We start from the raw sequence: 12,770 nt of genomic DNA on the forward strand, positions 1-12,770 counted from the left end.
CACACACTCATACATCGGGTGGATTCGAGAAAAGTGCCTAGGATACTACTCTCCCGGAATCTCTGCCTCTGTACCAATGTGGTAGGCCGCAAAGCCGGCCATGACTACCTGATCTACCGCCATGCCGATGACCCGGCCATTGCTGCTGGACCGGATCGGATACTGGGCATTGGTGATCGGGTCGGCCACGTAGCCGAGGATTTCACCCTCGGAGACCCGGGCGCCGAGCTCCACATCGCTGAACAGGATGCCGCCGTGCTGGGCCCGGATCCAGTCGGAATCGTAATAAACCGGTTCCGGATCGCTCCAGACAAACATGCGGGAAATCATGCCCTGGCGCTCCATCAGGCTGGTGAGGCTGTTTACGCCGGCCTCAATCTGATGCTCCTGAATCCGGTGCGACTCACCGGCCTCCATGGTCACGGTGGTGATGCCTGCCTCAACCGCAGCGTTACGCAGCATGCCGGAGGAGCCGGAGCTGTGCACCACGGCCATGCGGTCAAAGCCCTGGGTCAGGGTCGCTACGTCGGGGTTGTTCATGTCCGCCCGCAGTTGCGGGAGGTTGGTGCGCTTGAGTGAGCCGGTGTGGATATCCACCAACAGGTTGCAGCGGCGGATGATGTTCTCGAACAGGGAATAGGCGATACGGTCCGCCAGGCTGCCGTCGGGGCTGCCCGGGAAATGACGATTCAGGTCACGACGGTCCGGCAGGTAACGACTGCCCTGCTGGAAACCCGGCAGGTTCACGATAGGAACGCCGACCACGCGCCCGGACAGCTTTTCAGGATCCAGGTCGTACATGGTGCGACGGATGATCTCGATGCCGTTGAGTTCGTCGCCGTGGATGGCGCCGGTCAGGCACAGGGTCGGTCCGGCATTGGCGCCGTTCACCACCAGTACCGGGGTCGGCTGGGACAGTCCAGCAATCTGGATGCCCGGTGACCAGGCCAGGCGAGTCGAGGTGCCCGGCAGGATTTCGTTACCCAGCAGGGTAAAGCTCTCGGCCGGCTTTGACACCGGCGTGAGGTCTTCGGTACCCGCGGTTACCGGTTCTTCGCCCAGACGGACTTCGCTGTCTTCGGTCGGCGTGCTCTCACTGACCTTGGGTTCGGCGGCCGGTTGTGTCGGCTGGGTGACGGCCGCAGAGTCGGTGTTCGGGGACGGTTTTGGCGGTGGTGCCACGTCCTTCAGGTCAATGTTGGGTGCGACCTTGTTCGGAGTCTGCGAGGCTGGCTTGGGGGTGCTGGCAACGTCCTTGGTTGGCTGCTTCTTGTCAGGGCGCGACTTGGCATCGGACTCTTTGACCCGTGGCTCCGATTGCTCGACATCCTCGACACTTTCGTCCTCGGCCAGGGCCGCGACCATGGTTTCCGGAGTCTTGTCGCCCTCGCTGCCGGCGGTTTCAGCGGCAACAGAAACCGGCAGGGCAAGTGCCAGCGCCCAGGGTAGAAGTCGAGTGGATGTCAGTACGGAGTGCCTGCGAAACAGCATAATTCCTCACGGGTCGTCAAAATGCGCTCAAGCATAGAGCGCTCTTAGCGGCCATGAAACAGCTGTGACAAAGGTTTAATGCCACCTTCATGAAGTGCCGGTGTTTACGGGTTAATCCAACCTGAATTGGTGGATTTTTAAACAGATATCTCAGTTATACCCGGCCGCCACGACGAACGATGTGGAAGTATTGCGAAGTTTGGTTGTGATTTTGTTACAGAGGAACTTGGAACAGGCAGCCGGAGCAGGGCTCCGGCTGCCGATGGCAAGGCCAGATCAGGCCTTGAGAGCGGCCTGGATGTCCTCAGGCCGAATCGGGATGGTCCGCATACGGACACCTACGGCGGCAAAGATGGCGTTACCGATAGCGGGTCCGACCACCGTGGTTGCCGGCTCGCCAAGACCCACCGCAGTTTCGGTGCTCTTGATGAATTCGGCCTGGATCTCAGGCACGTCGCGCATCCGCATGGGCGTGTAGGTGTTCAGGTTGGTGTCGCGCACCTCGCCCTGCTCGATCTGCGTGCCCTCGTGCAACGCCATGCTGGCGCCCCAGAGCGCCGCACCCTCAACCTGGGCCAAGGCCCCGTCTGGATGAACGATGGTGCCGGCGTCGGTTACCAGGGTCAGTTTCTGCAGGGTTACCTTGCCGCTGTCCCGGTTAACGTGCACCCGGGCGACACAGGCGGTCCAGGTTGGCATGTTGCGTTCCTGGCCGTAGGTGGTGGCCACTCCGAGCCCGGTGTCGGCAGGCATGTCCTTGCCCCAGTCCGAGATCTCCCGAACCCGCTTCAGCACAGTGGCCTGACGGTTGGCGCCACCCACGGAGTTGGGTGCGGACCCGGCGTTCTTGCCCTCGGCCTTAAGCCGGCTGAGCCGGAACTCGATGGCATCCTCGCCGGTTTTTTGGGCGGCCTCGTCGATGAAGCTTTCCAATGCCCAGTTCACCCAGCCGGAGCCGACTGACCGCAACCAGCCGGGGCGGAAGGTGTCGCTGGCCAGTTCGTTGGAAATGGCGCGCAGACGATGGGCGCCCAGGGAGTACCAGTGTGCGGCCCCGTGGATGGAAAAGGGGTCGAACTTCTCGCCATTTTCGCCCTTGGGCATGAAGAACGGCGCCATCGCCTTGGTTGGCCAGCCGGCGGTGGCGTGATGTTCCATGCCCAGCACCTGGCCATCACCGTCAAACGCCATGCGCAGTTTCTGCACCGACGGCGACCGGATGGAGTCAAACCGGGAGTCGTCCTCGCGGGTGAGCATCAGCTTCACCGGCTTGCCCAGCTGTTTCGCGGCCAGGGCCGCGGGCACGCAGTAATCGCCGTTGAGCCGTCGACCAAAGCCGCCACCCAGCAGGTAGGTACGCATGACGATGTTGTCTTCTTTCTCACCCAGGGCCTTGGCCAGGGTGGGTAGAATCAGTGACTGCCATTGATTGCCGGTGTGGATCTCCCAGAGGCCATCTTTCTGGTAGGCCAGGGCGTTCACCGGCTCCAGCTGGAAGTGCAGCACACTGTGGGTGACGTATTCCTGCTCCAGCACGGAATCGGCGGAGCTGAAGGCGTTATCGATGCCGTCCTCGTTGACTACCAGGGCACCGGTGCTGGCGTCGGCGATCAGGCGCCGGCCTTCGTCCAGGATCTTCTGCTCGGTCACGTCGGCGGTCTTGCCCGCGGCCCAGTCCACCTTGATCACCTTGGCGGCGGCGTTGGCGGCGTGTACCGAGTCGGCGATCACCACGGCCCAGCCCGGTACCGTGCCCGAGGCGTCATCAAGAACCAGAGTCTGTTGATAACCGGGGATCGACTTGGCTTCGCTGTCGTCCACGGACTTGACGCTGGAGCCGTAACGGGTGGGGGGCACCAGCGCGCGACCGTACACCATGCCTTCAACCGTGGCATCCAGTCCATAAAGCGCGCTGCCGTCGGTTTTGTCCGGAATATCCAGGGCCTTGCTTTCCTCGCCAATCAAACGTCGCTCCTGGGGCGGTTTAATCGGCATGGCCTTCAGCTCTTCTTCGCTGAAGCTGCGATCAATGTTGCCATCGCGAACAATGTCGGCATAACTGATGGCCCGGTCCCCGGCGATTACCTGACTGCCCCGAGCCTGGCATTGCCCGGCCGGCACGCCCAGCAGTTTGGCACCCTCTTCAATCAGCGCGGTCCGGCCGGCTGCACCGGCGCGGCTGAGTTTGTCGAAGTTTTCCCACACCGACCAGCTGCCGCCGGTGACCATCAGGCCCCATTTCGGATCGCTGTCGACATAGTGCAGCTCGACGTCGTTCCAGTCGGCTTCCAGTTCATCGGCAACAATGCGCGCCAGTGCCGTACCCACGTGCTGGCCCATTTCCGCTTCCACGATGTTCACGATCACCCGGCCATCTGGGTGCACCTGGAACCAGATGGTGGGCTCGAAGGCCCCCTCGGAAATGCTTTTGGCGGCGCTGGCGACGGGAATGCCCGAGCTGGCAAAGGCCATGGTCAGACCGGCCCCGGCGGCACCGATCAGGAAGCCTCGGCGACTGAGTCTGGGCGTGTCCGATGCCTGTTCGGCGGCGGAATTGGCGAGGTATTTGGCGAACTTACGCATTGCTCATCTCCTCTTGGCCGGGCTCATAGAACTGGGGTGAACCGGCGCTGCTGCTCTCGCTCGACCCGGCGGCCAGGTGAATCGCTTTGCGAATCCGGACATAGGCCATGCAGCGGCACAGGTTGCCGCTCATGATCTGATTGATCTGCTCATCGGTGGGGTTGGGGAAATCCTGCAGCAGGGTGGCTGCCTGCATGATCTGCCCGGACTGGCAATAACCGCACTGAGGTGCCTGGGCATCTACCCAGGCCTGTTGCAGCGGGTGCTCGCCGTCCTGACCCAGGCCCTCAATGGTGGTGATCTGCTGGCCGGACACGCTGCCCACCGTGGTGATGCAGGAGCGGGTCGCGCGTCCATTGAGATGCACGGTACAGGCGCCACACATGCCAATGCCGCAGCCGAATTTGGTCCCGGTCAGGCCGGCGTGATCACGAATGGCCCAGAGCAACGGGGTATCTTCGGGCACGTCGAGGCTCATGGCCTCGCCGTTGAGTTGGAACTGGATAGTCATTGGCTATCTCCTTGAATCATGTGTTGGCCCTCAGAGTTGACGAGCGTCCTGTAGGTGTTGCTCCAGATTTTCCCATGGCGGCTGGCCTGAGCTTTGTCTCAGGTACCTGGTCAGCGCGATCAGGTCGGCGTCACTCAGGCCGCTACTAAAGCCGGGCATGGCAAGCCCGCGCAGGCCGGTCGGCTCATCGATACCGTGCAGGGTGATGCGCAGCAGATTCACCGGATCGGGTGCCGTTACCGCACTGTTCAGACTCAACTCCGGGCGAGCCGCCTTGAGTGAGGACGGCGCATTGTAATGGCATGAGGCGCAGGCCGAGGAAAAGATTTCCTCGCCGGTGCGGTTGTTCGGATCGGCCGCATCGTGGGCCTGGCTGACATGATTGGCAGCCACCTCCGCTGCCTTGGCATTATCCACGGCACCGGTGAGGTCCTGGAAATACACCGCCAGCGCCCGGATGTCGTCATCCGGCGCCTCAATCAGGCCCTTGTGTACCACGCTTGCCATCGACCCGGCGGCGATACCGTGCCATTTGGAACCGCCCGCACGGAGGTACTGAAACAGTTCGTCCTCGGTCCAGGGCACCGGAGTGGCGAGGGTGGTGTTGAGTGCTGGTGCATACCAGTTATCCACAACCGCACCGTTGTAAGTTTTATCTGCGATTTCCGCGCCGAAGGCATTCCGGGGCGAGTGGCAGGCAGTGCAGTGGCCCAGGCCTTCGGCAATATAAGCACCGCGGTTCCAGGCATCCCCCTTGCTGTCGTCGGGCTGAAAACGCTCACCATCGAAGAATAGGGTCTTCCAGCCTGCCTGCAGCATGCGCAGATTGAACGGGAAATCGAGCTGGTTGTCCGGGCCCTGGTGGTCCAACGCCTGGCGGCTCATCACGTAGGCATACAGCGCGGACAGGTCTTCGTCGGTGACCTTGGTGAAGTGGGTGTACGGAAAGGCCGGATACAGGTGCGAGCCATCCCGGGACACCCCTTCGCGCATGGCCCGTACGAAGGCCTCTTCAGACCAGGTGCCAATGCCCTGTTCCGGGTGCGGGCTGATGTTGGTGGAGTACAGGGTGCCGAAGGGGGTGGGGAAATCCACACCGCCGGCCAGAGGTTTTGACGGATCGCTGGTATGGCAAGAAGCGCAGTTGCCGAGTCCCGCCAGTACCTTGCCCCTGGCGATCTGATCCTGGCTGAAGGAGTCAGCGCTGGGTTGGTCTATTTCATCAATGGCGGGCTTCCAGATAATCAGGAAGGCAACGAAGACGGCGATAACAATGAGGCCTGACAAGATTTTTTTTATCACGAGCGTGTTCCATTTGTGCGATGAATTTCCTTCCGTGTAACGCTAGTCGGCTTTGATCAAACCGGCAAACTGCGGACCTTCAGATGGCACGCCAGTGCTGATCAGCCTGCTGGTGAGCCCGGCCGTCAGACTGCAGCTTTTGCAGGTGGGCCAGGGCGGATCTGGCCGCAAGCCCGTGCAGGGCTTCGGGAACATCGTCATAGGCTTGGGCAGTCAGCGCCTTCAGAGAGCGAGCCTCCCGGTCAGAGAGTGCTCGGAACACTTTATGCTCCCGCGCCAGACGATGAGTGATCAGGTAGTCAATAACCGCTTCCGGGTGCGCCATTAAAAAGCCATGAGCCGGAGCGATCATACGAACGGATTCGCCAAGCAGATCGTAAAGGGATTCAAGATAAGCTTTCATGTCGCCATCGGGTGGATTAATCACCACGGTGGAACCCTGCATGATGTGGTCACCGGAAAACAGCATATCCGGGCCCGCCAGCAGAAAACACAGGTGGTTGGAGGCGTGCCCGGGCGTCTTCAGGCACTTCAGGATGCCTGCTTCGGTCACGATGAGATCGCCGTGTTCCGGTTCGTCATCCGGGACAAAGGTCTGATCCTGGGCGGCGCCCTCGGGAGCCGAGAGGCCCAGCACGCGGCAACCGGTCTTCGCCTTCAGCGCCTTGGTGGCGGGTGAATGGTCCTGATGGGTGTGAGTGACAACCACCTGATCGATAATCCCACCGGTGAGTTCCAGAATGCGCTCGATGTGCGTGTCGTTATTCGGCCCCGGGTCCAGTACCGTGAAACGTTCATGGCCGAGTAGGTAGGTGTTGGTGCCGGGCCCGGTCATCATGCCGGGGTTGGGCGCAGTCAGTCGCACCACTCCGGCAGCGATCTCAACCGGCTCCCCGGGAATGATCTCCGCTCTGGTAATGCCTTCGCCCTCCGGATCAAGTTCTGCCGCTTCATCGTATGCCGGTGCCCCAGGCTCTAGCGTCACCGGCCGGCCCTTTTTTTGCGCCGGCCACGGGTCGGTTGGAAAGGCCTCCGGCGGATTGGCATCGGCATAGCGCATCAGCGCCTCGGTGGAGTCGAACTCGCTCAGCACCCGTAAGGTGCGAATGGTTGGCAGCCCCAGCATCCGCTCGCCACTGCGATGGTCCTCCAGTGCCTGGGCTGGATTGATCCACAAATGATCAATGGTCTCAATGCCATCATGACTGGCCAACTGGCCTGCCGGTGCGGTGGTCACAAAAAACCGGGTATCAAACCGCCGCGGTGGCCCCGGCGGCGTGGTCCAGTGACTAAGGTAAGCCAGCCGGTCCAGCGGAATCGTCAGTTCGTGGCGACGGCACAGATCGGCCAGGCTCAGCTCGCCCTTGAACACCGCCTCACGGTCGCCGTGCACGGCGTGATCACCACCAATGGCTTGCCCGTCCCTGTCCACTGCTACCAGAATGCCAGCTTCCTCAAAACATTCCCGCACCGCAGCCAGCATATAGTCGGCGCCGCCCTCGTCCAGACTCATGGTCTGGCTGATGCTGGCATCGTCCGGCCCTTGCGCATGTTTGCGCGCCTTTGTCTCATGCTGGTCCACGGCGCCACCGGGAAACACGAAATAGCCCGGAAGAAACACCGCGTCCCAGGTGCGCTGGAGCAGCAACACTTCCACACCGTTGTCGGTGTCGCGGGTGAGAACCAGAGTGGCGGCAGGGCGAATATCCATAGTGTTTCCGTGACGTGATGAATGAGTGCGCTCGAAGGTCTGGGGTGGTGGATGGAATGTCCTGTCCAAAACTGTGCGGAGCCATGGATGGCGGAGCTCAAGCGCCACATGGATGTGCTTGAGCGGGTTTTGGGCAGGACATTTCAGCCGCCACTTCTCCAATGCGTGAGCGCGGAAGATTAAGAACCAAGATAGCCGAATTCACTGTTGGATGAATAGGCCTCGGCAACCGGGTATCATGCCGGATCTCCAATAAACCCAGCCAGACAGGTACACCCCGTGGCCCGCATCAAACTCGCTTTCCCGGACGACGTCTTCTGCTTCGAGACCAACATGCCGGTTCGCATCACCGACATCAATGGCGCCAATCACCTGGGCAATGACGCGCTGATCTCCATGCTGTCCGAGGCGAGGGCCCAGTTCCTGGTGAGCTACAGTGTTGAGGAAGCCGACCAGAACGGCATGGGCATTATTGTCACCGACCTGGCCACCATGTATCAGTCGGAATCCTTCTTCCCGGAGATGCTGCGGTTCGAGGTGGGCCTGATGGACTTCAACAAATACGGCGGGGATTTCGTGTTTCGGGTGACCAAAGCCGAAAGCGGCCAGCCGGTGGCGCTGGCCAAGTACGGATTCGTCTTCTTCAACTACCAGCGCAAAGCGGTAGAGCCGATGCCCGAGAGCTTTCGCTCACGCTTCAGCTGATGCCGGTGCAGCTCGCAGCTTGTTCATGCCGGCCCGGTAGAACGCATAGGCCATGGCGCCGGCAAACAGATTACCCACCAGGGCGCCACTCATCAGGCCGAAGATGCCGTTGAGCTGACTGCCCAGCCACAGCAGCGGCAGGAAGCACAGGAACAGGCGAAGTGTGGAGACCAGCAGGGCACGCATGGCAAGCCCGAGCGCGTTGCACACCGACACCATCAGCATGCACACCCCAAGCCCGCTGTAACTCAGCGGCACCCGCACCAGATACCCGGCCAGAACCTCCTGCACGTCGGCGTCACTGGTGAACACATCCGACACCAGCCCGGATGCGGCCAGCCAGATCAGCCCGATGGCCAGCTGCCAGACCACCACAAACCGCACCCCGATTCTGACCAGTTTGCGAATCTGCTCGATGTCGCCGGCGCCCAGCAGGCGGCCAATCATTGGCGGCATCGACATGGTCAGTGCCAGCACCACCACGATCGAGAAAAACTCCAGGCGCGTGCCCAGGCCCCAGGCGGCGACTGCGGCCGAACCAAAGCCGGCCACCAGCGCCGTGGCCAGCATGGCGGAAGCCGCGGGCATCAGCTGACTGACCATGGCCGGTGCCATGATGTTATTGAGTTGCTTCAGGGCCTGGCCGAGCGCGAGCTGGCCCAGATCAAACCGGGCCCAGTGTCGCTTCAGCAGCTTTGGATAAATCACCAGGCAGCCGATGCCGAACGACGTCACCGTTGCCCAGGCGGCACCGGGCAGGCCCCAGCCGAACACGAAGATGTACAGCGGATCCAGCGCGATGTTGAGCAGGCTGGTGGCGACCATCATATAGCCCGGCAGCTTGGTATCGCCGTGGGAGCGGCACACACTGTAGCCGAAATAGAGCACCGCACCGGTCCAGGCGGCAATCAGCCAGGGCAGCCAGTAGCTGCGGATCATCGGCAGTAGCGATTCTTCGGCGCCGAGCCAGGTCATGATCTGGCTTTGCAGTAGCCACAGCCCGATACACAGCACGAACACCAGACTGCTGCCGACGGTGATCACCAGACCACCCAGCCGATACGCACGGAGCTCGTCACCGGCACCCAGGGTGCGGGAAATGATCGCGGTGGTGGCAATGCCGAGACCCACCTGCAGGCCAATGATGAGCTGCTGCATGGGCAGAGTGAAGCCCAGTGCCGCCAGGGGATCGCGGCCCAGTTGGCCGATGAAGGCACTGTCGGCGAGTTGGAACGTCATCAGCGAGAGCACGCCAAACAGCATGGGCCAGGTCATGACGAAGAGCTGGCGGGGCAGGCTGGCGGACTCGGATGGTTTATTCACAGGTTGAAGTCAGGGTCTAGGTTGGAATGGGTGGGGGAGTCTAACAGGTCTGGGTATTGGTGCCTGCTGATGGCCGGCGGGGATTTCCGAAACGCGCTGTGAATACGTCCGTGTACGCTCGGCTCCGCCATCCTTGGCTCCGCACGGTTTCGACAATCCCCGCCGGCCATCAGCCCGAACGGTTTCTATGGCATCAAAGCGCCTTTAGAGCGGCCTCGTAGTCCGGCTCGTCTTTGATTTCGTCGACCAGCTGGCTGTGGATAACCTTGTCCTGCTCGTCCAAAACTACGACCGCGCGGGCACACAGACCGGCCAGCGGGCCATCCTGGATGGCGACGCCGTAGTCCTGCTGGAAGCTGTAGTTACGGAAAGTGGACAGGGTGATGACGTCTTTCAGGCCTTCGGCGCCGCAGAAGCGAGCGGCCGCGAACGGCAGGTCTGCCGAGACCACCAGGACAACAGTGTTGTCGAGGCTGCTGGCTTTTTCATTGAACTTCCGAGTGGACGCCGCGCACACACCGGTGTCGATGCTGGGAATGATGTTCAGAATTTTGCGCTTGCCAGCCCAGTTATCCAGCTTCACCTCTTCCAGACCGCTGTTGGTCAGAGTGAAGGGTTGCGCGTTGTCACCGACTTTCGGGAAGCTGCCGCTCAGTTCGATGGGGTTGCCGTCGAGATTAACTTTGCTCATGGGGGTTCCTTGTTAACGGGTGTATGAGAATCGACTGATCCAACTTACTCTTTCTAGTTCAGTTTGGACTATCTTGCACCCGATAAGAAACCGTTTACTGGGCTGAGGCGCTCTGAGGTTCGAAGCCAGGCGCCGGATGCCGTTGCACCAGTAGCAGGTAACTGGCGAGGGCGGCACAGGCGCAGGTGGCAATGATCACTGCCATGACCACCGAGGTGCCATCGTGCAGATGGCCTACCAGTATGCCCGCCACGGCGGCCACCGCCATCTGTCCGAATCCGAACAGTGCTGATGCTGAGCCCGCCATGCGCGGAAAGTTCGCCATGGCCCCGGCCATGGTCTGGGGCAACACCATACCGGTGCCGACCATGAACAGGGTTTGCGGCAGGATCACTGCCCAAACGTTGTACACGCCACTGAGTGCCAGGGCGGCCATCAGGCTGCCGCCGGCGACCGCAATCACCAATCCCCGCACCAGAATCTGGTCTGGCAGCAGCTTGCTGCCCAGGCGGATGGCGGTCAGGTTGCCGGTGACATAACCGGCCACCATGCAGGCGAAGAACAGGCCAAAGTGTTCCGGCGCCACGCCCAGGAAGTCGATCAGCACGAACGAGGAGCCGGACAGGAACGCGAACAGGCCGGAGAAAATCAGCGCGTTGGTCAGGGTGTAGCCGAGGAAGCTGATGTCGGTGCCAATGCTGCGATAGTTGCGCAGCAGGCTGCACAACCGCAACGGCTGGCGGTATTCCGGGCGCATGGATTCGGGTATACCGAAAGCCACCACCACAGCCATAACCAGAGCGTAGGCGCCCAGCACCAAGAAAATGGTCGACCAACCCAGGCTGGCGACCATTACACCGCCGATGGTGGGGGCGATGGCCGGTGCCAGGGCCATGATGCTGGCCAGAATGGCGAGGATTTTGGCGGCTTCGCGCGGTGTGTAGATATCTCGAATGGCGGCCCGGCCCAGTACCGGACCTGCGGAGCCACCCAGGGCTTGCAGTACGCGGCACAGAATCAGGGTTTCGATGTTGGTGGCCAGGGCACAGCCAACGCTGGCGATGGCGAACAGAATGAAGCCGCCAATCATGATCGGCTTGCGACCAAAGCGATCGGCGAGTGGCCCACAGATCAGCTGGGCGATGGCAAAGCCTGCCATGTACAGGCTTAGGGTCAGCTGAACCTGATCAGTGCCGGAGCCAAAATCGCGCCCGATCTGCGGCAGTGCCGGCAGATACATATCGGTCGCGAGCGGGCCGAGGGCTACGGCGGCCGCCAGCAAAATGGTTGTCCAGACACTGGTTAACGTGAGCATGCAAATCCTAAAGTTAGAGAAGGTGGGGGTGGGTAGAGCGTTCCGAAACTGTGCGGAGCCATGGATGGCGGAGCTCAAGCGTCACATGGACGTGCTTGAGCGGGTTTCGGAACGCTCTACCCAGCCCCGCCGACGGACTGAGGATTAGGAGTCTAGGGGTGCGGAACTGAAAAGATAACGGCCGACCGCTTCATACGATATATGAACAATATCGATTGATTACGGGTTGAGGCCGTTCATGGTGGCGGCGACGCTGTTCACCTGATTGCGTAACCAGCGGTGGGCCGGGTCGTTCTGGTTGCGGCGATGCCATAGCATCAACAGCGTAAAGGGTTTGAAATCAAACGGTAGCGGCGTCCAGGCGAAATCCCGAAGTAAGTGTTTGCTCATCAGCTCCGGTGCCGTGGCCAACATATCGGTGCCGCGCAGGAACTCGGGCAGGCCGGAAAAATTGGAAACCGTCACCAGGGTACGGCGGGTCAGGCCGCGGGCAGAGAGTGAGGTTTCCAGACCGGGCCTTTCGCCGGTGGCAAACAACAGGGCAATGTGGTCGGCCTTTAGATACTCGGGCAGATCCTTGGGGGCATCCCGCTGGGCCGGGTCGTAGAACACCACCATGCGATCGGCCATCAGGCCTCGTTGCATGATATCGGTGGCTTCTGGGGCGTGCGGGGAGATGATCAGGTCGCACACGTCTTTGCGCAGCATGTCGGCCGTAGGGATGCCGGAGGGAATCACTTGCAGCCGGATGCCCGGGGCCTCCCGGCGCAGGACGGCGACCAGCGGTGGCAGCAGCAGGTCGCGCTGGTAGTCATTGGCCGCAATGGTAAAGGTGAACTCAGCAGTGGCCGGAGTAAATGGCGGACCGGAGGAGAGCGAATGCAGGTCGTCCAGAATCTGGCGAATGTGCGGCCCGGCCTGCAAGGCGTAGCGAGTGGGGGCAATACCGCGTCCGGATTTGACGAACAGCGGGTCGCCCAGGGCGTGGCGCAGGCGATCCAGGGTGTGGCTGACCGCGGACTGGCTGACGCCCAGTTTTATGGCGGCACGGGAAACGCTGCCTTCGTCCAGGACGGTGACGAAGGTGTTTAGGGCTCGGATGTCGAGATTGAATGTATCAACGGGGTTCATGAATGCG

At 61.4% G+C, this 12,770-nt stretch carries 10 protein-coding genes; 1 reads left to right on the forward strand and 9 read right to left on the reverse strand.

Annotation, left to right across the window (positions count from 1 at the left end; genetic code table 11):
* Window positions 1–45: 45 nt before the first annotated feature.
* The 5 genes from FGO67_RS03460 to FGO67_RS03480 form a co-directional block, all read right to left on the reverse strand.
* A complete protein-coding gene (locus FGO67_RS03460) occupies window positions 46–1,491 on the reverse strand; it encodes a M14 family metallopeptidase (RefSeq protein ID WP_203299320.1) in 1,446 nt (481 codons plus the stop codon).
* 276 nt (window positions 1,492–1,767) lie between these two features.
* Entirely contained in the window at window positions 1,768–4,074 is a 2,307-nt protein-coding gene (locus FGO67_RS03465; RefSeq protein WP_203299321.1) for a xanthine dehydrogenase family protein molybdopterin-binding subunit, read from the reverse strand.
* Window positions 4,067–4,585 (reverse strand): (2Fe-2S)-binding protein, encoded by a 519-nt coding sequence (locus FGO67_RS03470; protein ID WP_203299322.1) that lies wholly within the window; start codon window positions 4,583–4,585, stop codon window positions 4,067–4,069. Before FGO67_RS03470 ends, FGO67_RS03465 begins: the two co-directional genes overlap by 8 nt.
* A gap of 30 nt (window positions 4,586–4,615) precedes the next feature.
* The gene (locus FGO67_RS03475; protein WP_203299323.1) at window positions 4,616–5,887 is read right to left on the reverse strand and encodes a c-type cytochrome; all 1,272 of its coding nucleotides are present in this window, start codon (window positions 5,885–5,887) and stop codon (window positions 4,616–4,618) included.
* Between the two features lie 79 nt (window positions 5,888–5,966).
* Complete coding sequence (locus FGO67_RS03480; protein WP_203299324.1) at window positions 5,967–7,598, reverse strand: MBL fold metallo-hydrolase; 1,632 nt, start codon at window positions 7,596–7,598, stop codon at window positions 5,967–5,969.
* A gap of 279 nt (window positions 7,599–7,877) precedes the next feature.
* Between FGO67_RS03480 and FGO67_RS03485 the strand changes: the two genes are divergently transcribed.
* Window positions 7,878–8,303, forward strand: coding sequence for a thioesterase family protein (locus tag FGO67_RS03485; protein ID WP_203299325.1), 426 nt, complete (start codon window positions 7,878–7,880; stop codon window positions 8,301–8,303).
* Here the strand turns inward: FGO67_RS03485 and FGO67_RS03490 are convergent.
* The 4 genes from FGO67_RS03490 to FGO67_RS03505 all read right to left on the reverse strand — a co-directional run bounded on the left by FGO67_RS03490 (window position 8,289) and on the right by FGO67_RS03505 (window position 12,763).
* The gene (locus FGO67_RS03490; RefSeq protein ID WP_203299948.1) at window positions 8,289–9,578 is read right to left on the reverse strand and encodes an MATE family efflux transporter; all 1,290 of its coding nucleotides are present in this window, start codon (window positions 9,576–9,578) and stop codon (window positions 8,289–8,291) included. The genes FGO67_RS03485 and FGO67_RS03490 overlap by 15 nt on opposite strands.
* A 241-nt stretch (window positions 9,579–9,819) precedes the next feature.
* Window positions 9,820–10,317, reverse strand: coding sequence for a thiol peroxidase (gene tpx, locus FGO67_RS03495; protein WP_203299326.1), 498 nt, complete (start codon window positions 10,315–10,317; stop codon window positions 9,820–9,822).
* Between the two features lie 94 nt (window positions 10,318–10,411).
* The gene (locus tag FGO67_RS03500; protein WP_203299327.1) at window positions 10,412–11,632 is read right to left on the reverse strand and encodes a Bcr/CflA family multidrug efflux MFS transporter; all 1,221 of its coding nucleotides are present in this window, start codon (window positions 11,630–11,632) and stop codon (window positions 10,412–10,414) included.
* 219 nt (window positions 11,633–11,851) lie between these two features.
* Window positions 11,852–12,763, reverse strand: coding sequence for a LysR family transcriptional regulator (locus FGO67_RS03505; protein ID WP_203299328.1), 912 nt, complete (start codon window positions 12,761–12,763; stop codon window positions 11,852–11,854).
* Window positions 12,764–12,770: the final 7 nt, after the last annotated feature.

This window comes from Marinobacter sediminum, assembly GCF_016820575.1.
GTDB classification, from domain to species: domain Bacteria; phylum Pseudomonadota; class Gammaproteobacteria; order Pseudomonadales; family Oleiphilaceae; genus Marinobacter; species Marinobacter sediminum.